The sequence below is a fragment of the Paenibacillus filicis genome (genome assembly GCF_038070315.1).
GTDB lineage: Bacteria > Bacillota > Bacilli > Paenibacillales > NBRC-103111 > Paenibacillus_G > Paenibacillus_G filicis.
On sequence record NZ_JBBPCC010000013.1, the window covers coordinates 97,314 to 116,769 of the forward strand.

The window sequence follows — 19,456 nt, forward strand, 5'->3', positions numbered from 1 at the left end:
GACCGTATGCTTCTTCTAATCAGGCGTCTTATTTGAATTCAGACACCAATTTATCAAATTCTTGCTCGGTCAGATGAAGATTCGCTTTGTTCAAGCCTTCTTCTTTGAAGCCGGTGACCAGGCTTTCGTAGCTTTTTCTCGATTTGTCCTGGTAGATCAGACCGGTAACCAGGCTGTTCGTTTCCATGATTTTATTCATGGCCAACGCACGGTTCGAAGAATCATAATCCGGCGTTTCCTCCAGATTCACGATGTTTTCTTTGAACCACTCGTACGTGTTGACCTTGTTGAAGGTTACACAGGGGCTGAATACGTTGATGAAGGAGAAGCCCTCATGCTTCATGCCTTCTTCAATCAGCGATGTCAGCTGCTTCAGGTTGCTCGAGAACGACTGGGCTACGAAGGTCGCGCCTGCGGCGATCGCTACTTCCAGCGGAGACAACGCGGACTCGATCGAACCCGATGGTGTCGACTTCGTCTTGAAGCCTTCTGCCGAACGAGGCGAGGTTTGTCCTTTGGTCAAGCCATAGATCTGGTTGTCCATGACGATGTACGTGATATTGATGTTACGACGGATCGCATGCACCGTATGACCCATCCCGATAGCAAAGCCGTCACCGTCACCGCCTGCAGCGACAACAGTCAACTCGCGGTTAGCCATCTTCAGGCCTTGTGCGATCGGCAGCGAACGACCGTGAATGCCGTGGAAGCCATATGCATTGATGTAGCCGGAGATCCGTCCCGAACAGCCGATACCCGAGACAACGGCAAGCTGTTCCGGCTCCAGACCTACGCCGGCGGCCGCTCTTTGAATAGCTGCTTGGATGGAGAAGTCTCCACAGCCTGGGCACCAGTTCGGTTTGATATTGTTACGGAAGTCTTTTAACGTTGCCATACAAGGTTCAACTCCTGACAGAATGTAGTGATTTCAGCTGGCAAGAACGGGTTTCCGTCGTACTTCAGCATGCTCTTGATTTTCTCTGCATAGCCTACGTTGAGCTTGATCAGGGATGCCAGTTGGCCCGTCGCATTGTTCTCGACGATTACGACCTGCTTCGCTTTCTCCAGGTAAGGCTTGATTTCTTCGACTGGGAACGGGTGCAGCAGGCGAACCGTGATATGGTTCGTGTTGATACCCTTCTCTGCCAAGCGGCCGCGAGCTTCGTCGATCGTACCGCCTGTGGAGCCCATACCGATGATCAGTAGGTCCGGCGTTTCATGAGGAGCATCGACCTTGATCGGATCGGTTACTTTGATGTTTTTCATTTTGCCCAGACGCTTATCCATCATTTTCTTACGGTTGACCGGGCTTTCGGAAGGACGTCCGTCTTCGGCATGCTCAACACCGGTTACATGGTGAATGCCATACTTCTGTCCAGGCACCGAACGCTGGGATACGCCGTCTTCCGTAAATTCATACCGCTTAAACATCTGGTTCTCAGCAGTTTCAGGCAGTTCTCCTTGCTGCAGCTTGCCGCGCTTGATTTCGATGCGCTTGTAGTCCAACAGCTCGCTCGTTTGTTTACCGAGGGAAAGCTGCAGGTCCGTCAGCAAAATAACCGGCAGTTGATGCTCTTCAGCCAGGTTAAAGGCTTCGATCGTGTCATAGAAGCACTCCTCGATCGTTGAAGGAGACAGCACAACCTTAGGAATTTCACCGTGCGTTCCGTAGATCATCGCCAGCACGTCGGATTGCTCTTGCTTCGTAGGAAGACCTGTCGATGGGCCGCCACGTTGCGTATCCACGATCACAACAGGCGTTTCTGTCATACCGGCAAGGCCGATGGCTTCCATCATAAGCGACAGGCCAGGACCTGCTGAAGCTGTAAGAGCGCGAACTCCGCCGTAATTGGCGCCGATCGCCATGGTACAGGCCGCGATCTCGTCCTCTGTCTGGATAACCGTGCCGCCGAATTTAGGCAGCGTCTTGATCAAGTATTCCATAACCTCGGACGCAGGCGTAATCGGATAAGCAGGCATGAAACGGCAGCCTGCGGCTACGGAGCCCAGACCGATAGCGTCGTTACCGATAATAAACAATTTCTGTCTGCCGTCCGCAGGCTCCAGCTGGAATTCAGGCAGCGGGCCGCCAGTCAGTTCCAGAACGAATTCAGCCGCTTTGCGTACAGCTTCGATATTTTTCTCAACAACAGCTGGACCTTTACGTCCAAACTCTTCTTCTACCGCTTTATTAAACACTTCGAGAGGCAAGCCGAGCAAAGCCCAGGATGCGCCGGAAGCAGCCATGTTCTTAAATAGGGAAGTACCAAGCTCTTCGGCAATGGCCGTAATTGGAACCGCAAACAATCGGGCATTAACCCCTTCAGGTACAGTTGGGTTTACCTTGGCATCCGCGATAATGACGCCGTTATTGCGAAGTTCGTGAGCATTTACATCGATAGTTTCTTGGTCAAAAGCCACGAGAATGTCCAAATCGTCGGAAATCGCGCGAATCGGTTGTGTACTGATTCTGATTTTGTTGTTCGTATGTCCGCCTTTAATCCGCGAGGAAAAATGACGGTATCCGTACAAGTAATAACCCAGTCTGGTTAAAGCTGTGGAAAAAATCTTGTCGGTACTTTCCACGCCCTCCCCTTGCTGTCCTCCGACTTTCCAAGATAATTGGCTAATCACCGTTGTCCACTCCTTTTAAATTCGCTGCGCCCTTGCAGCTGCACCTACTTGATCGTCCGAAAGACGAAAGACTAGTATCTTTCAGTTGTCACACCAAATTCTATGACGACAGGGGGGAAATTGCAAGGGTTTTCGTAAAAATCAAACATAGTTATTTTAGATCATATCCATACCGATTCGAGAATAGTTTAGAGCTCATACATCTAAAAAACAGATGTTAATTTTTAATGAACGGGCAGCTGCTCCATCAGGAACGAATGCCAGTTGCCGTGCAGGATAGCGCTTGCGACATCATCGGGGTATCGCTTGTACAGCTCCAGAGCCAGTCTGTCATAGTGTCCGGCATGCTCCAGCCCCGGAATCCAGCGGTCGATTCCGTCAAAGTCCGATCCGATAGCCAGCGTCCCCGCTCCCCCGAGCGATAGAATATGATCGATATGCTTCAGCAGCCCGTCAATGGCGGCCCCCTCACCCGCTACGAACCAAGGAACGAAGGTCATCCCGATCCTCCCGCCTGTCCGGATGATCTCCAGAATTTGCCCGTCATCCAGATTCCGCGGATGTGCGCATACCGCCTTGGCGTTGGAATGCGTGGCTACGAAGGGCTTGTTCGAGCATTCTGCCAGATCCCAGAACCCGCGCACGGAGAGATGAGAGGCGTCTAATAGGATGCCGAGTTCATTGCAATCCTTAATAAAAGCCTTTCCTTTGCGCGTAAAGCCTGCCTGCCTCGGCTCCAGAACTCCATCGGCCGCCCAGTTCGCATAGTTCCAGGTCGTGCCGATCATCCGCACTCCCAGCTCGTACAGCGTGCGCAGATAGAGCGGGTTCCCCTGCAGAGCATCCGCCCCCTCCAGCGTCAGAAGCGCTCCCCGCTGCGGTCCGTTCATCACAGCCTCCAGGTCGCCACGGTTGCGGATGGCGCGGATCCGGCCATCGCCGGCAATTTTGCGGTGCAGAATCACTGCGTACTCCAAGTAATGATCCAACTGGGGAAACTTTATACGCTCGGATATATAAATCGCGAAAAACTGCACCTTGATGTTCGAATGGCACATCCGCGGATACGTCACGTCCAAGCTGCTCGGTCTCTCAGAGAAAAAATCGAGAGACGGGTCTTCATACATTTTCATTAATACGTCGCAATGTCCATCGATGACGATCATGAGGAATCGGCCTCCATAGAATCGATTTGATCTGCACAGCCAAAAAAAACCTGTCTACGTCGTAAACAGGTGTTTTGGTTTCAACATAACGTTGGTCATAAGCGTAAGTAACTCACACTACCTGGGCTCGACGATCAGCTTGATCGCCGTCCGGTCCTCGCCGTCGATCACAATATCAGTAAATGCTGGTATGCAGATCAAATCAACCCCGCTGGGAGCCACAAATCCTCGGGCGATCGCTACGGCTTTAATAGCTTGATTAAGCGCCCCTGCGCCGATGGCCTGGAGCTCGGCTGCCCCACGTTCGCGCAATACACCGGCAAGCGCGCCAGCTACGGAATTTGGGTTGGATTTTGCTGAAACCTTTAATACCTCCATGAAAAGTACCTCCTCGGGAATGATGATAGCTTCCAGTATTCATCATATTCTAGGAATTTGCCGTTAATTCCTTCTACCCGAAGATGGCGTTATCGAAAAACTTAGAATAGTCCGTCAATTGCCCGGGATCTATTCAAAAAGCAAGTCCTCCTCTTCCAGCCTGATCAATTGCATCTTCTGTCCAAGCCCGGTTTCCGGGTTAAAGTCAATGCAAACTGCATGAAAATGCCATGTTCCTTCATCCACTACAAATCTGGCGGGAAGCGAGGTTTTGAATTTGTACATGACCGCCTCACGCTCCATACCCAGGATTCCGTCCCGCGGTCCGACCATGCCCACATCGGTTAAATAAGCGGTTCCTTGCGGCAGAATGCGCTGATCATGCGTCTGCACATGTGTATGCGTACCCACGACAGCGGAGACGCGGCCATCCAGATGCCACCCCATGGCTAATTTCTCACTCGTCGCCTCGGCGTGGAAGTCGACAAAGATATATGGCGTACGCTTGCGCGCAGCCTCCACCAATTCATCGGCTTTGGCGAACGGGCAGTCTAGCGGAGGGAGAAAGGTACGTCCCTGCAGATTGATGATGGCCAGTTCCTTGTCTCTCGCTTTGACAAACGTCATCCCGTTGCCCGGTGTGCCTGCAGGAAAATTAGCCGGACGCACCAGACGCGGCTCGTCATCGATAAATTCGAAAATGTCCTTCTGATCCCAAGTGTGATTGCCCATCGTAATCGCCTGGACGCCTTGTTCGAAAAATTCGCGGGTGATCGCCGCCGTAATGCCGCGGCCGGCGGCCGCATTCTCCCCGTTGACGACAATCCAATGAGGATTGTATTTCGATCTAAGCTTGGGTAAGCATGTCTTCAGCGCCTTGCGCCCGACCGATCCGACGATGTCTCCGATAAATAACAGTCTAATGGTTAAAACCTCCTGTATATACAGCTGTATGCAAGGAAAAAGAAGTGGCTCGATCAGCCACTTCTTTCTCACAAGTGAACCTTATTATTTGGCGTATTCCACTGCGCGGGTCTCGCGGATCACCGTGACCTTGATGTGGCCCGGATAATCGAGCTCACTCTCAATCTTCTTGGTAATATCACGAGCCAAGCGGAATGCCTCGGTATCGTCCACCTTCTCCGGCTGCACCATGACGCGAACCTCACGTCCGGCTTGGATGGCGAAGGATTTCTCAACACCCTCGAACGATTCGGAGATTTCCTCAAGCTTCTCTAGACGCTTGATGTACGTCTCCAGCGTTTCTCTGCGTGCTCCCGGTCTGGCTGCGGACAGTGCATCCGCCGCGCCTACGAGCATCGCGATAACGGAAGTTGCCTCGGTATCGCCGTGATGCGAAGCGATACTGTTAATAACGACCGGATGCTCCTTGTACTTCTTGGCGATTTCCACGCCGATCTCCACGTGCGAGCCTTCCACCTCGTGGTCGAGCGCTTTGCCGATGTCGTGAAGAAGCCCGGCACGCTTCGCCAATGTCACGTCTTCTCCGAGCTCTCCCGCCATCAAACCGGCCAGATAAGCGACCTCCATAGAATGCTTCAATACGTTCTGACCATAGCTTGTACGGAACTTCAACCGGCCCAGGATCTTGATCAAGTCCGGATGCAGCCCATGAACGCCAGTTTCGAAAGTCGCCTGTTCGCCGTGCTCGCGAATCCGCTCGTCCACTTCTTTGCGGGATTTCTCCACCATCTCTTCGATTCTTGCCGGGTGAATACGTCCGTCCGCTACCAATTTCTCTAAGGACGTCCGGGCAATCTCGCGGCGAATCGGGTCGAAGCCGGACAAAATAACGGCTTCCGGGGTGTCGTCGATAATCAGGTCGATACCGGTCAAGGTTTCGAGTGCACGGATGTTGCGACCTTCCCGACCGATAATGCGTCCCTTCATCTCTTCATTAGGCAAAGACACGACGGATACCGTCGTCTCGGCTACATGATCAGCCGCACACCGCTGTATGGCGAGTGTGATGATGTCTCTAGCCTTCTTGTCGCCCTCTTCTTTGGCTTGCTGCTCGATTTCTTTAATCAGTTGTGCGGTTTCGTGGCGAACTTCCTGTTCTACGTTGCTCAAGATGATCTGTTTCGCGTCATCCATCGTAAGCGAGGAAATTCGCTCCAATTCGGAAACTTGATCCCGGTAAATCTGATCAATTTGCGATTGGGTTTCTTCGATTCGTTTCTCTTTGTTGGCGACCTGCTCCTCTTTACGCTCGAGAGATTCCAATTTTTTATCCAGCGATTCCTCTTTTTGCAACAATCGTCTTTCTTGTCGTTGAGTTTCATTCCGACGGTCACGAATGTCTTTTTCAGCTTCGGTTCGCAGCTTATGAATTTCATCTTTGGCTTCGAGAACCGTTTCTTTTTTCAGTGCTTCCGCTTCTTTACGCGCACTTTCCACGATTTGAAGGGCGGCATGTTCGGCACTGGAAATTTTCGCTTCTGCAAGGGACTTGCGGATAAAATAACCGATCCCGAAGCATAGTGCACCAACAACGAGAATTGCCAGGATCCAGATGACTGTGGGTGTAGACATCAGTTCACCTCCCTCGTTGTTTCTCCAAGGGGTAAGCTTGGGATATTCAGGTTTTTTAATCCATTCAGCTTGCGTTAGTAAAGTAAAAATTGGCGATTTTACTTTGCGAATCTTCTCTTTGGGCTGACAAAGATCGATTCCGTAAATCATGAATGTACAACAACATTTTATAGGTTGTGAAGAAAGCTTGTCAAGCTGTTGACAGCTATCCCCCAAATAATAAAGACCAATCTGAGTAAAACGGACTAGCTGCCGTTCATTCGAAATCGTTCTCTTCGGAAAGCTCCAGCCACTCCTCGCCGCCTGTACCATGAGGCATGCGCGCCATCACCTGGCTAACCACACTGCTAGAATACCCGCGCCGCTGTAAAAAACCGGCGATTTTTCGCCGCGCCTTGAGTGGATCCTCCTCCCAGGCTCTGCGGTATCGCTTGCTGGCTAGCTGGTAAGCCGCTTCCGTTTCCGTCTTCTCATCCACCTGGTCAAGTGCTGCCAATATATCATCCTTCGGAATGCCCTTCTGCTGCAGCTCCTGCTTGATCCAGTGCCGGCCTTTCTTCTGCGACTCGGATCGCTGCTTGGCCAGCATCTCAGCGAACAGCCCATCATTGAGATAGCCCTCATTCCGCAGGCGAGATATCACATGTCCGATGACCTCATCTTCAGTTTCCTTCTGCTTCAGCCGTTGGCGGATTTCGAATTCGGACCGCAGACGGCTTGACAGCAGGCGGATTGCGCTTAAATAGGCCCGATACCGCTCCTCCTCGGTCAAGATGCGTGTATACTCTTCCGCCTCGATGTGAACCCCTTTGAGCAGCCGGTACTTGATCATCAGGTCCTCGTGCACCGAGAACGCGAATACGTCATTCAAAAAGATATTGTACCGCTGCTTGGATCTTGGCTGCCGTTCTATCCTTGTAATGACGCCTTCAAGCGGCGTCCGTTCCGTCTCCTCTGTCATGCCCAGCTTCCCTCCGCAATGAAAGGCAAAAAGGGCACCCTTTCCGGAAGAAAAGGTGCCCTGTGCCTGTTATTCCAATACTGCCAATTCCTCTTCGTCTTCCAGCTCGTCGTCCGTATTCGGCCCCGACACCGTGATCAGGTTGCTGTTCTCACGGATTTTCTGCTCAATCACGTCTGCAACATGAATATTTTCCTTGAGGAACTGCTTGGCATTCTCACGACCTTGTCCAAGACGGTCGTTGTTATACGAATACCAGGCCCCGCTCTTCTGGATAATATCCATCTCCGTCGCAATATCGACCAGACTGCCTTCGCGGGAAATGCCTTCCCCGTACATGATATCGATCTCAGCCTGCTTAAACGGTGGAGCTACTTTGTTCTTCACAACCTTGATCCGTGTCCGGTTCCCGACCATATCATTGCCCTGCTTGATGGTCTCAATCCGTCTAACATCCAACCGTACAGAGGAATAGAACTTCAATGCCCGGCCGCCCGGTGTTGTCTCGGGATTTCCGAACATAACGCCTACCTTCTCACGAAGCTGGTTGATGAAGATTGCGATGGTCTTGGATTTGTTGATTGCGCCAGACAGCTTGCGAAGCGCCTGAGACATCAGACGTGCCTGAAGCCCCACATGAGAGTCACCCATCTCGCCTTCAATCTCAGCCCTAGGCACAAGTGCGGCTACGGAGTCGATAACGATGATATCAACCGCGCCGCTGCGCACCAGCGCTTCGGCAATCTCCAAAGCCTGCTCGCCGGTATCCGGCTGGGAGAGCAGCAGCTCGTCGATATTGATGCCGAGCTTGCTTGCATACAACGGGTCCAGCGCATGCTCTGCATCGATGAAAGCCGCGGTGCCGCCCGCTTTCTGAACCTCTGCAATCGCATGCAGCGCTACAGTCGTCTTACCGGAGGATTCCGGTCCGTAGACTTCGATAATCCGGCCGCGCGGGAATCCGCCGATCCCCAGTGCAATATCGAGCGCCAGCGAACCGCTCGGAATCGTCTCTACCTGCATGTGGGTGGACTCACCCAACTTCATAATTGAACCTTTGCCAAATTGCTTCTCAATTTGACGAAGGGCATTTTCCAAAGCTGCTTTACGATCCGTCAAGAGACTCACTTCCTCTTCATCTATTTTCTATGATACTACCATCATAACGCTTTTCTAATCGTTTGCCAAGCTATTTTTCGAACATACATTCGCATTCAAATCCAAATAAAAACCGTAACAAGGGTTGAGGTTGTTACGGTGCTTCCGCATAAACTATTATACTTTATTTTCTATCTAGCGGCAACTATGATTTCAGCCGCTGCCAGAGCTGGTACAGCGCGCTTTTGGAAGCCCTCAGCTTGATCGTAGGGCGGTTGCCGGATATCCGAAGCTCTACAGCCGTAACCGCTTGCCCGCGGACCGCTACGCCCACGTAGACGAGCCCTACGGGCTTGCCCTCCAGTTCTGCGGGACCCGCAACGCCTGTCACGGATAATCCGTAATCAGCGCCGCACAGCTCCATGACACACTCCGCCATCGCGCATGCGGTTTCCCTGCTGACGGCGCCAGGAGCCCCCTCGCCTTCGAGCAGCTCGGCCGGCACGCCCAGCACCTGCCGCTTGATTTCATTCGTATAGCTGATCACGCCGCCTACGAAAGCTCCCGAGCCGCCCGCAACCGCCGTCAGCAGATCGGAGAGCTGCCCGCCTGTGCAGCTCTCGGCTACCGCCAGAGTCCGTCCCTCATCGCCCAGCTTGCGAACGATGAACTCCTCGAGCGTCACATCCTGATCGGCATAGATGAATTCGCCTACTCGGCTGCGGATCTCCGCTTCCAGGGGGCGAAGCCTCTGGGCGGCGTCCTCAGGCCCTGTGGCGCGCGTAGTCAGCCGGATCGCAACCTCGCCCTCCTTGGCATAAGGAGCGATCGTAGGGTCTGTCTGTCCGTCGATCAGGTCGATCAGCCGATGCTCCAGCAGCGATTCGCCGATCCCCGCGAATTTCAGGATGATCGAATGCAGCGGCAGCAGATTCTCAATCCGTGCCTGGAGCCAGAGCTTGACCTCATGCTCGAACATCGGCTTCATCTCGCGCGGCGGCCCAGGCAGCACGATATAATGGGTCCCGTCCTGGGTCAGCGCGTTGCCGACAGCAAGCCCCGTTTCATTGGCCAGCGGGGTGCTGCCCTCCAGCATCTGGGCCTGCTTGATGTTGCTTTCCACCATCGGCACGCCGCGATTGGCGAAAAACTCCGTCATCTTGTCCATCGACGGCTGATGGATCACGAGCGGCCAGCCGAGCACCTCGGCCAGCACATCCTTGGTCAGATCGTCCTGCGTCGGACCGAGACCGCCGGTGCAGATGATCAAGTCGGCCCGGCTCTTGGCGATAGCTAGTGCCTCCTTGATCCGGCCTACATTATCGCCCACCACGGTATGAAAGTAGACGCCTATCCCGATTTCAGCAAGACCGCTGGATAAGTACTGCGCATTTGTGTTCGCAATTTGTCCCATCAGCAGTTCTGTGCCGACGGCAATAATTTCAGCTTTCATCAGAGATCCCCTCGATCATTATGTAGGTCTGCGCCCGGATAAACAAAAACAATAGGTTTCCCTACTGTTTTGCAGACGCTATTCGCTAAAGTTCAATACATGCTTGTTTTTCAAAAAGTAGTCGAAGCCCGAATAAAGCGTGATGAGAGCCGCTACCCAGCTGGCTATGAGATCAAAGCGGAAGTCGATGAACGCAAACGGAAAGTTGTTGATGAGCAGCGCGATAATCGCGGTAATCTGCACGCCAGTCTTCCATTTGCCCCACTTGCTCGCCGCCATGACGATGCCTTCCAGCAGCGCAATCTGACGTAAACCGGTCACCGCAAACTCGCGGCTGATGATCACGATCGCGATCCAGGCATCCAGCTTGCCCATCTCGACAAGCGAGATGAGCACAGCGGATACGAGCAGCTTGTCCGCGAGCGGATCAAGCAGCTTGCCCAGATTCGTGACCAGCTTCCGCTTTCTTGCAATATAACCGTCCAAGCTGTCTGTACTGGCTGCAATGATGAAGATCAGTGCAGCGATAATCTGGTTGTACGTAATGGTGAATTGCTCAATGCGCAGATGGGGAAATTTCACGTTGACAAGCAGAAAAAACATAATGATTGGAACCAAAAAAATTCTCGCCACCGTGATCCGGTTGGCTAAATTCATGCCACAACCTCCCCGGATAAATCAAACTCGAACGAATGGGTAACCCGCACCTTGGCGATAGTCCCGATCTGCAGCTCTGCGCCCTTGGCAAAGACCTCGCCGTCGATTTCCGGCGCATCGAACTGGGAGCGTCCGACATACACGTCATTGCGCCCGTCATACTTCTCAATCAGCACGTCGATGACTTGACCGATCCGGCTGCTATTGCGCTCATTGGAGATTTCGCGCTGGATCTCCATCAGCACATTCGCGCGGTAATCCTTGACATCTTCCTTAAGCTGATCCGGCAGGCGGGAAGCTGGCGTATCTTCTTCCTTGGAGTAGGTAAACACGCCGAGACGGTCGAACTGCACGTCGCGGACAAATGCCTTGAGATTCTCAAAATCCTGCTCCGTCTCTCCCGGAAATCCGACTATCAGCGAAGTGCGCAGCGACACGCCCGGTATCCGCTCGCGAATTTTGCGTACCAGCTCGCGCGTATCACGCTGGCGTCCCGGACGGCGCATCCGCTTGAGAATGCTGTCCTCGCTATGCTGAAGCGGCATGTCGATGTACTTGCAGATTTTCGGGTTCGAAGCGATCGTCTCGATCAGCTCGTCCGTAAAGAAGCCCGGATACGCATAGTGAAGCCGCACCCACTCGACCCCCTCCACTTCGCTGACCTTGTTCATCAGGGCCGGCAGCATGAAGGAATCGTACAAATCGGTGCCGTAGTTCGTAGAATCCTGGGCAATCAGACTGATTTCCTTGACGCCCTGCGACGCAAGCTGCTTGACCTCATCGAGAATCGATTCGATGCTGCGGCTGCGGAAGCTCCCCCGCATCAGCGGGATACTACAGAACGTACAGGCATTGTCGCAGCCCTCGGCAATCTTGACATACGCGGTATAGCGTGGTGTTGATACGCGTCTCGGCAGCTTCTTATCATAATTAAACACCGGATTGCCGATTAGAATCGGCCGCTTGCCGGCAAGTGCATCATCGATGATATCGTTGATTTTATCAAAATCGCCCGTGCCGACAATGCCGTCGATCTCAGGCATTTCATTCATCAGTTCTTTCTTATAGCGCTGGGTCAGACAGCCGGAAACGATCAGCGCCTTCAGATTGGCCGTTTCCTTCAGCTCGGCCATGTCCAGAATCGTATTAACCGATTCTTCCTTCGCTGCGTCTATAAAACCACAGGTATTGACGATGATGATGGTCGCGTCTTCCTTGTCCGCCACAAGTTCGTAGCCCCGTTCGTAAACCAGGCCGGACATGATCTCGGAATCGACGAGATTCTTCTCGCACCCCAGAGTAACAACCTTGACTTTCTCTGTCATGAACTTTCCTCCAGAACGGCTATACGCCTTTACTTCCTAACATTTGTAACAAGTATAATATAACCCGTTGAAGAGTGTCAAAATTACGAACAACCCTGCGGCCCCTCGCCACAAGGTTATTCGCCTTATCCCGCCGGAGTCTGGCAGACTAACGGAAATTGATGAATTGCAGGTCCAGCGGCAGATCAGCTTTGCGGAGCAGTTGAATAATCTGCTGGAGATCATCTTTATTTTTGCCGGTAACCCGAATCTGATCGCCCTGAATCTGGCTCTTCACCTTCAGCTTGGAGTCGCGGATCATAATATTAATTTTCTTGGCGATATCCTGGTCGACTCCTTGCTTGACCTTAATGCGCTGGCGTACTGTAGTGCCCGCTGCGGACTCCACCTTGCCGTACTCCAGGTTTTTCAGCGAGATGCCCCGCTTGGCCATTTTGGACTGAAGAATATCGAGCACATTCTGCAGCTTGAAATCATCATCCGAAATGACGACGAGCTCTTCCTTCTCCAGCGCAATGCTGCTCTTGCTGTTCTTGAAGTCAAAGCGCGTAGCGATCTCCTTCTCCGCCTGGTTGATGGCATTATTCATTTCCTGCATGTCAAGCTTGGATACGATGTCGAATGAACTTTCACTACTCATAATTCCTTGCACCCTTCCGTCTCAATATAAAATTTCCTTGACTGCCTTCTCTTGCATACGTTCCTATTCTAACAAAAAAGACACCCGCTGCACAAAGGCACCGCATGTCCGCGATTGTTTATCCCTACGCTTTCACCAAATCCACCTGCAAATTTTTCACATTGGCCTGGTCGCCTACAGGAAAGGTTTGTCCATTGATGGTGATCTCCACGGCGCTCGCCTTGCCGAATCGCAGGGCAGCAGAATCCGTAAGCTCCCAGCTCTTGCTCTCTCCATTCGTCAACAAGCCCTCATGCAGCTGCTTGCGCGGAGTCGACAGAGCGTCGATCTTCATCCAGCACTGGTCTCCGGTGACCTTGACCTCAATTTTCAGCTTATCGGTTCCGCTGACGGAGTAGTAATCAATGCCCCGTTCGCTCTTGGCCAGCTTAACTTCATTCTGTGCCGGTGTTGCCGGGGCTTGCGGCGGCGGGGTCTGAGCCACCGTCCCGCTTCCGCCAGGTGTCTGGTAGGTGTTTCCGGATACCGTGAGCTGGCCCGCCGGCTCGATTTTATCGGAAATTTTCGTCGGCAAATTCTCACTTGCATTGCTTTTTCCGCTATAGTTGACACTCATGAAATAGTAGATGATGCCCAATATAAGCACCACAAAGGAAATGACCATAATACTGGACGCCCACTTGCCGATGCGCTCCGTGTTACGGAATCCGCCGGACCGCTTGGTCCGGATCGTCGCCTCAATCTGCTCAGGCTCCGCCTGCGGAATGACGTTCTGATATAGATTCAGGACTTCGTTCGGGTCCAGATCGACGGCTTCGGCATAGCTCTTGATAAATGCGCGCACATAAAAATTGCCGGGAAGCACCTTGTAATTGCCTTCTTCGATTGCTTCCAGATAGCGTTTGCGGATTTTGGTCATCTCCTGGAGATCGTCAAGCGATATTTTTTTTTCCATTCTCGCTTTTCTCAATAGCAGACCAAGATCAGTCACGCCAGTCACCCTTCCCGTTATGTGTCGTTGTGATTGCTGCTTGATTACCGAAGCCGCTCGCGATTAATAGCTATCGAAGCCTCCGGTGAATGTTTCGTAAGTGATTTCCTCATCAGGTGTCGTACGCAGCTCGACGATGCAATCGAAATCGTCATACGTATATTCCGATTCGCGGATGAAAATATCCGGATGCTCAATCACTTTCGTAGATGGCATGGCCATGATGTCCTGCAGCAGGCTATAATGCTTTTCGTTGGAGCGCAGTGTCGAGACAATGCCGTCGATAATGAACACGTTATTCGGGCTCATCTCATCCTCGGACAGCTGGCTGCGTACCGTTTGGCGCAATAAGGTGGACGATACGAATGTCCAGCGCTTGTTGGCGCACACGCTGCCGGCGATGATCGACTCCGTCTTGCCGACCCGGGGCATCCCGCGCAGACCGACGACATGGTTGCCTTCGCGCTTGAAGACTTCCCCTAGGAAGTCGACCAGAAGACCCAGCTCGTCCCGGGTAAACCGGAACGTCTTCTCGTCGTCGGAATCCCGCTCGATATAACGGCCATGCCGAACAGCTAAAATATCCACAAGCTTGGGTGTACGAAGAGCAGTTATTGTTATATTATCCACTTTTTTTAACATTTTACCCATAAGTTCCACTTTTTCTTCATCCCGCGTCTGCAGAAGCATCCCCCGGGTACGGTCCTCAACCCCATTGATTGTCACGATATTAATATCGAGCATCCCCATCAGAGAGGCGATGTCGCCCAAGAGGCCAGGACGGTTTTTATGTATACGGTATTCCATATACCATTGCTTCATTTCATTCGATTCTGTTCCGTTTATCATAGATAAGGCTCCGATCCTGTTGAATTTGGGGCTAGAAAACTATTCTACAGTATTCGATAAAATCCTCCCGGGCCGGCAAGGAAATTATAAATTCTTCTGTATGCGGATCTCTCGCTCCTCGTAGGGCTGAAGACCCGGCTTCCATGTGCCGGTGCTCATCGTCTGCTGCAGAGACAGCAGAAGTTCGTTCCACTGCAGGTCAACGATCGTTTTGTTCATATCGACAACAGGTACCTGAGCCGACCGGAGCCGCTGCAGCTGTGCCGCATCTAGTGGAGCGAACGCAGCGATCCACGCCGGTCTATGCGCCTTCACGGCGAATTGAAACTGCTGCTGCCAGCCTTCGGCATCGGCCAGATGTATGGTTTCCGCCTCTTCGGCAGGCGCCCACTCAGACGGGATCGGATAGGCCGATGTCGTGACCCACTCTATCGCCCGGTCGGACACAATCTGCTGGCGCACCCACTCCTCCCACTCGCTGCGGAGCCGGCTTTCCTGGACGGCCTTCAAGGTAATATGGGAGCCCTTCACGGCCAGTGTCTGGCGCAGCACCTGATTATCCATCATCAGCCACTTCCGGTTTGTGATCTCTTCGGCTTGGGGGAGGGTAGACTGTACCAGACTATGTCCCGCTACAAACACATAGTCGTAGGCGGTCGTCTTGATCTTGTCCAGCTGCTCTGCCGTCAAGGAGGTCACATCCGGGATCCATTCGAATGCCAGCTGCTTGGTGTTTCTCCACTCTGTCAATGCATTCTGCAGCCGCTGTCTCGCGTCCGCAGACAATGTGGGGTCCGTGACCACAAGCAGGGAAGATTTGCTCTGAAGAAGTGCCGGGTCTATCTTTGGAATTTGCTTGCCGCAGGCCGTACAAAGAATCATCAGCACGCCAAACAAAACCCAGGTACGAACGAATGCCTTCATGTAAATCATTGCCCTCATTTCCTGAACGTTAAGACCAAGCCTCTCTTGATCGTTGTCTTTAGTATAAACGTTTCCGGGAATCAATCCAAGCGGAAGGCGAACACATAGGAAAAGCCTCCTGCTAGAGGAGGCCGGTAAAATAACGATATGATTAATTGTGTGCTTTGGCGAGCTTAACCATGGTGGAAGCAAGCGCTCTGCGCTCCTGCTCGTCCGCGATATCCCATAGTTCCTTCAGCACGCGCTCTTCTTTGTTCTCGGGGTCTACCTTATCGGATAAAAACTCCCCGATCTGGAAGGCCAGCTTGGAAATGGTTTCTTCGCTCATCCCCGCTTTTTCCGCTTGCTCGACGCGCTCACCCAAAAATTCTTTCCACCGGTCAAAAATTTTCAGTACCGTAGCCATGCTCGAATTCCTCCCTTAGAAGTCAGTTTGACGTTACAAAGGTTAGAGTTCGCAAAATCCGGCAGCTTTATACCGCCCTAAGTCAGCCAGCCTCCGTTGGGACTGATGATTTGTCCGGTAATATAGCCAGATTCGGGCAATGCAAGAAAATAAACGAGCGATGCAATCTCGTCCGGCTGACCGAACCGGCCTGCCGGAATGTCATTCTCCAGCGCGGCCTTCTCAGCGGCATCGAATCCGGCCATCATCTTCGTATCGACAGCTCCGGGAGCTACGGCATTGACCGTAATACCGGAAGGGGCCAGCTCCTTGGCGAGCGCTTTGGTAAAGGCATTCATACCGCCCTTGGCCGTGGAGTAAGCTACCTCGCAGGAAGCGCCCGAGATGCCCCAGATGGACGATACGTTAATAATCCGCCCGAATTTCTGGGCGACCATAGCCGGCATGAATTCGCGGGTCATTAGAAACATGCCCTTCAGGTTAATGCCCATCATGTCGTCCCACTCTTCCTCGCTCACATCCGCCAGCATCCCATAATGCGAGATGCCGGCATTGTTCACAAGAATATCAGGTACAAGCCCATGCTGCTCCAGCTTCTCCTTCAACCGCAAAATCTGCTCGCGTGAGCGCAGATCGGCGGTTACCGTGAGCACACGAGCTCCGTAACGCATGCATTCGCGTGCCGTTTCATTGGCCCCCTCATGCGATTGGAGATAGTGAATGATCACGTTCATCCCAACAGAAGCAAAGCGGCGGGCGATCGCAGCCCCGATGCCGCGGCTCGCCCCTGTTACAAGTACCGTTTGTTCGGTAAACGATTTAGCCGGAGGAGAGGTCATTTTGTCTCGCCTTGGACAATGGACGCAGCAAGCTGATTCCAATCGAAATGAGAAGCAAGCAAAGCGTTAATGTCCTCTACCTTCAGTTCCTCGTACAAAGGCAGCACGTCGAACAGATCCGCATCCTTGAACCGGTACTTCGTGAATTCATTGGCAATCGCCTCCGGGGAATTCAGTTGACGCAGGAATGCCCCGATTTTCTTCCGCTTGCTCCGTTCGAAATCCGCCTGATCGACTCCGGTCTGCTTGACCTGGTCAATTTCTTCCCGGATCCGGGAAATCAGCTGCTCAGGGTCTTTCGTATCGCCGCCTATGACGGAGAATGCATACCCTTCCGCAATGTTGTATTCCGATCCGAAGCTATCCGAGATCAACTGCTCGTCATATAGCTTCTGATAAATCGCCGAGCTCGGGCTGAGCAAAGCATCCAGCAGCACCCGCATCGCAAGCTCGCGCCTCAGCATCTCGCGGCCGCGCAGCGGCTGTCCCGGCTCCTTGCAGCCGAACAGGCACTTCGGTACCGAAACCTGCAGCTTGATCGTGTTGCGAGCCTGCTTGACGGCTGCAGGCTCGTTATCGAAGAGCCTGTGAATCTCGCCTTGCGGCTTAAACGTCTTGCCCGCCTGATTGCTGCGGACCAGCTCCATCATTTCGTCGGCATCCACCCCGCCAACGATAAATAAACTCATGTTGGTCGGATGATAGAACGTATGGTAGCACTCATACAGCATTTCTTTCGTAATTTCTCCGATCGAGGCGACCGTCCCCGCGATATCGATATGTACCGGATGAACATGATACATCGTCTCAATCAGGCCGAAATAGGAGCGCCAGTCCGGGTTATCGGCATACATATTGATTTCCTGGCCGATGATGCCTTTCTCCTTCTCAACGTTTTCATCCGTAAAATAAGGATTTTGGACGAAATTAATTAAGGTAGTCAGGTTTTCCCGGATCTGACCTGTTGCCGAGAAGAGATACGCGGTACGATCAAAGCTCGTGAAGGCATTGGCCGAGGCTCCCTGCGCCGCAAAGACAGCGAAGATGTCTCCCTCCGGCTCCTCGAACATCTTATGCTCCAGAAAGTGTGCGATGCCATCCGGAACCTTCTGCTCCTGCTGGCCTTCTACACGGAAATGATTATCAATCGAACCATACTTTGTGGAGAAGGTGGCGTAGGTTTTCTGAAAACCAGGCTTCGGCAGTATAAATACGGACAGGCCGTTAGGCAATGTTTCCGCGTACAAGGTTTCTTTCACCTGAGGGTAAGGGATGGTTTGCATTTATTGTCCCCCTTTGCTATCGGTCAAAAAGTAAATGGTGTCTAGCGCAACACTTTGCGCTATCGCCTGAATCTGTGCAGGCGAGGTGTTCTCGACCGCTTCGATCAGCGTAGGCACGGTACGCTCCGCACCGGATAACCGGTTATTAAAATCGAAGGCAATCAACTCGAACGCTGAGTCCTGTAGCTCGCGCAGATGGCCCGTAATCATCGCCTTCGTCTGCTGCAGCTCGGTTTCACTGATCCGGCCTTCCTCCATCGCCTGCAATTGCTCCTTAATGATGGCGACTGCCTTCTCATAGTTCGCAATCTCGATGCCGGACTGAATCGTCAGAATGCCTTTGTGGCCGTCCAGACGCGAGGAGGCGTAATAGGCAAGGCTCGCCTTTTCCCGTACATTGGTGAAGAGCTTGGCATGCGGATATCCTCCCAAAATACCGTTGTACATCAGCGCAGCCGGATACGAGTCGTCCCCATAGGAAGTAGGAATGCGCAGCCCCAGGTTCAGCTTGCCCTGATTGACATCCAGCCGCTCCACCACTTCCTTCACTTGCGATACCTCGCGGTGCTCGGTCTTGAGCGAATAATCCGTTTGCTCCTGCCGGTCGATAGCGAAATAATCCGACACCAGTGGCAGTACGGCCTCCAGCGTTGTATTGCCGACGACGTATATATCGATCGGCGCCTGCTGCAGCCAGCTCTCATAAACAGCCGTCAACGACTCCGCGTCCAGCCTCGCCAGATCTTGGATTCTGCCTAGCGGATGCAGGCGGTAAGGCTCGCCGCTGCACATCTCCTCCAGGCAGCGCTCGGCTGCATAACGGATCTTGTCATTGATAATCGCTTCCAGCTTTTTCTGTACGGTCGCTTTCTCCGACTCCAGATATTTTTTGACGAGTCGGCCTTCCTCACGAGCAGGTTGGGTAACCGCCTCTCCCAGGAACTGCAGGCCTTGACGAAGCAGTGACTCCGGGCTGGAGACGAAGTCATCGTGGATGATATCCATCCGGAATTGGACCATCTGGTAATCGCCGCGCTTATATACGTCAAAGCCAAAGCCTGCTCCATACAAATCATCAAGTCTTTCCCGAAACTGCTTGGTTTCAGGAAACGACTTGCTGCCGCGCCGCAGCACGAACGGAATGAGAGCGGTCGGCGTGACCGTATCCTCTTGCAGAGGGCGACCCACATACGCAGATATCGCAAACGTCTTGAATTGATCGGTAGGCAGAACGTGTACGCGTATGCCCCGCACCGTTCCCCTTTCGAATTGTACCTGTTTCATTGCCGCAGCAAC

At 52.7% G+C, this 19,456-nt stretch carries 19 protein-coding genes; all 19 read right to left on the reverse strand.

Translation table 11 applies throughout. The annotated features are described in order from the left end of the window. Positions 1–28 precede the first annotated feature (28 nt). The 19 genes from WMW72_RS19795 to yfmF all read right to left on the reverse strand — a co-directional run bounded on the left by WMW72_RS19795 (position 29) and on the right by yfmF (position 19,444). The gene (locus WMW72_RS19795; RefSeq protein ID WP_341417276.1) at positions 29–895 is read right to left on the reverse strand and encodes a 2-oxoacid:ferredoxin oxidoreductase subunit beta; all 867 of its coding nucleotides are present in this window, start codon (positions 893–895) and stop codon (positions 29–31) included. Next, on the reverse strand, positions 883–2,634 hold the full coding sequence (locus WMW72_RS19800; RefSeq protein WP_341417277.1) for a 2-oxoacid:acceptor oxidoreductase subunit alpha: 1,752 nt from the start codon (positions 2,632–2,634) through the stop codon (positions 883–885). The genes WMW72_RS19795 and WMW72_RS19800 overlap by 13 nt, the downstream gene beginning before the upstream one ends. Before the next feature lie 224 nt (positions 2,635–2,858). Further along, positions 2,859–3,800: a dipeptidase gene (locus WMW72_RS19805; RefSeq protein WP_341417278.1), complete on the reverse strand. Its 942-nt coding sequence runs from the start codon at positions 3,798–3,800 to the stop codon at positions 2,859–2,861. A gap of 117 nt (positions 3,801–3,917) precedes the next feature. Next, complete coding sequence (locus tag WMW72_RS19810; protein WP_006286829.1) at positions 3,918–4,178, reverse strand: stage V sporulation protein S; 261 nt, start codon at positions 4,176–4,178, stop codon at positions 3,918–3,920. A gap of 129 nt (positions 4,179–4,307) precedes the next feature. Beyond that, on the reverse strand, positions 4,308–5,102 hold the full coding sequence (locus WMW72_RS19815; protein WP_341417401.1) for a TIGR00282 family metallophosphoesterase: 795 nt from the start codon (positions 5,100–5,102) through the stop codon (positions 4,308–4,310). 84 nt (positions 5,103–5,186) lie between these two features. Continuing rightward, positions 5,187–6,734 carry a ribonuclease Y gene (gene rny, locus WMW72_RS19820; protein ID WP_341417281.1) on the reverse strand — a complete coding sequence of 516 codons (1,548 nt, stop codon included), beginning with the start codon at positions 6,732–6,734 and terminating at the stop codon, positions 5,187–5,189. A 256-nt stretch (positions 6,735–6,990) separates the two neighbouring features. After that, complete coding sequence (locus WMW72_RS19825) at positions 6,991–7,695, reverse strand: RecX family transcriptional regulator (protein ID WP_341417282.1); 705 nt, start codon at positions 7,693–7,695, stop codon at positions 6,991–6,993. 69 nt (positions 7,696–7,764) lie between these two features. Next, a complete protein-coding gene (gene recA / locus WMW72_RS19830; RefSeq protein WP_341417283.1) occupies positions 7,765–8,814 on the reverse strand; it encodes a recombinase RecA in 1,050 nt (349 codons plus the stop codon). Positions 8,815–8,998: 184 nt separating this feature from the next. Continuing rightward, positions 8,999–10,246, reverse strand: coding sequence for a competence/damage-inducible protein A (locus WMW72_RS19835; RefSeq protein WP_341417284.1), 1,248 nt, complete (start codon positions 10,244–10,246; stop codon positions 8,999–9,001). A gap of 78 nt (positions 10,247–10,324) precedes the next feature. Next, on the reverse strand, positions 10,325–10,903 hold the full coding sequence (gene pgsA, locus WMW72_RS19840) for a CDP-diacylglycerol--glycerol-3-phosphate 3-phosphatidyltransferase (protein ID WP_341417285.1): 579 nt from the start codon (positions 10,901–10,903) through the stop codon (positions 10,325–10,327). Beyond that, on the reverse strand, positions 10,900–12,228 hold the full coding sequence (rimO, locus tag WMW72_RS19845; RefSeq protein WP_341417286.1) for a 30S ribosomal protein S12 methylthiotransferase RimO: 1,329 nt from the start codon (positions 12,226–12,228) through the stop codon (positions 10,900–10,902). Before rimO ends, pgsA begins: the two co-directional genes overlap by 4 nt. A gap of 148 nt (positions 12,229–12,376) precedes the next feature. Further along, positions 12,377–12,868 carry a YajQ family cyclic di-GMP-binding protein gene (locus WMW72_RS19850; RefSeq protein ID WP_341417287.1) on the reverse strand — a complete coding sequence of 164 codons (492 nt, stop codon included), beginning with the start codon at positions 12,866–12,868 and terminating at the stop codon, positions 12,377–12,379. Between the two features lie 124 nt (positions 12,869–12,992). Further along, the gene (locus WMW72_RS19855) at positions 12,993–13,868 is read right to left on the reverse strand and encodes a helix-turn-helix domain-containing protein (protein ID WP_341417288.1); all 876 of its coding nucleotides are present in this window, start codon (positions 13,866–13,868) and stop codon (positions 12,993–12,995) included. Positions 13,869–13,922: 54 nt separating this feature from the next. Further along, positions 13,923–14,708 (reverse strand): DUF3388 domain-containing protein, encoded by a 786-nt coding sequence (locus WMW72_RS19860; RefSeq protein ID WP_341417289.1) that lies wholly within the window; start codon positions 14,706–14,708, stop codon positions 13,923–13,925. A gap of 84 nt (positions 14,709–14,792) precedes the next feature. Then, positions 14,793–15,641 carry a hypothetical protein gene (locus WMW72_RS19865; RefSeq protein ID WP_341417290.1) on the reverse strand — a complete coding sequence of 283 codons (849 nt, stop codon included), beginning with the start codon at positions 15,639–15,641 and terminating at the stop codon, positions 14,793–14,795. A gap of 142 nt (positions 15,642–15,783) precedes the next feature. Beyond that, positions 15,784–16,038 (reverse strand): DUF3243 domain-containing protein, encoded by a 255-nt coding sequence (locus WMW72_RS19870; RefSeq protein WP_341417291.1) that lies wholly within the window; start codon positions 16,036–16,038, stop codon positions 15,784–15,786. A gap of 77 nt (positions 16,039–16,115) precedes the next feature. After that, on the reverse strand, positions 16,116–16,877 hold the full coding sequence (gene ymfI, locus WMW72_RS19875; protein ID WP_341417292.1) for an elongation factor P 5-aminopentanone reductase: 762 nt from the start codon (positions 16,875–16,877) through the stop codon (positions 16,116–16,118). After that, complete coding sequence (gene yfmH / locus WMW72_RS19880; RefSeq protein ID WP_341417293.1) at positions 16,874–18,160, reverse strand: EF-P 5-aminopentanol modification-associated protein YfmH; 1,287 nt, start codon at positions 18,158–18,160, stop codon at positions 16,874–16,876. Before yfmH ends, ymfI begins: the two co-directional genes overlap by 4 nt. Next, positions 18,161–19,444, reverse strand: a complete 1,284-nt coding sequence (gene yfmF, locus WMW72_RS19885; RefSeq protein WP_341417294.1) for an EF-P 5-aminopentanol modification-associated protein YfmF — start codon at positions 19,442–19,444, stop codon at positions 18,161–18,163. Between the last annotated feature and the right edge of the window lie 12 nt (positions 19,445–19,456).

Excerpts from the sequence above, each read along its gene's own strand:
- rimO (WP_341417286.1), bottom strand. The coding sequence starts at position 12,228 with ATGACAGAGAAAGTCAAGGTTGTTACTCTGGGGTGCGAGAAGAATCTC.
- WMW72_RS19870 (WP_341417291.1), bottom strand. The coding sequence starts at position 16,038 with ATGGCTACGGTACTGAAAATTTTTGACCGGTGGAAAGAATTTTTGGGT.
- WMW72_RS19865 (WP_341417290.1), bottom strand. The coding sequence starts at position 15,641 with ATGATTTACATGAAGGCATTCGTTCGTACCTGGGTTTTGTTTGGCGTG.
- pgsA (WP_341417285.1), bottom strand. The coding sequence starts at position 10,903 with ATGAATTTAGCCAACCGGATCACGGTGGCGAGAATTTTTTTGGTTCCA.
- WMW72_RS19805 (WP_341417278.1), bottom strand. The coding sequence starts at position 3,800 with ATGATCGTCATCGATGGACATTGCGACGTATTAATGAAAATGTATGAA.
- WMW72_RS19810 (WP_006286829.1), bottom strand. The coding sequence starts at position 4,178 with ATGGAGGTATTAAAGGTTTCAGCAAAATCCAACCCAAATTCCGTAGCT.
- yfmF (WP_341417294.1), bottom strand. The coding sequence starts at position 19,444 with ATGAAACAGGTACAATTCGAAAGGGGAACGGTGCGGGGCATACGCGTA.
- WMW72_RS19795 (WP_341417276.1), bottom strand. The coding sequence starts at position 895 with ATGGCAACGTTAAAAGACTTCCGTAACAATATCAAACCGAACTGGTGC.
- rny (WP_341417281.1), bottom strand. The coding sequence starts at position 6,734 with ATGTCTACACCCACAGTCATCTGGATCCTGGCAATTCTCGTTGTTGGT.
- WMW72_RS19860 (WP_341417289.1), bottom strand. The coding sequence starts at position 14,708 with ATGATAAACGGAACAGAATCGAATGAAATGAAGCAATGGTATATGGAA.
- yfmH (WP_341417293.1), bottom strand. The coding sequence starts at position 18,160 with ATGCAAACCATCCCTTACCCTCAGGTGAAAGAAACCTTGTACGCGGAA.
- ymfI (WP_341417292.1), bottom strand. The coding sequence starts at position 16,877 with ATGACCTCTCCTCCGGCTAAATCGTTTACCGAACAAACGGTACTTGTA.
- WMW72_RS19850 (WP_341417287.1), bottom strand. The coding sequence starts at position 12,868 with ATGAGTAGTGAAAGTTCATTCGACATCGTATCCAAGCTTGACATGCAG.
- WMW72_RS19825 (WP_341417282.1), bottom strand. The coding sequence starts at position 7,695 with ATGACAGAGGAGACGGAACGGACGCCGCTTGAAGGCGTCATTACAAGG.
- WMW72_RS19835 (WP_341417284.1), bottom strand. The coding sequence starts at position 10,246 with ATGAAAGCTGAAATTATTGCCGTCGGCACAGAACTGCTGATGGGACAA.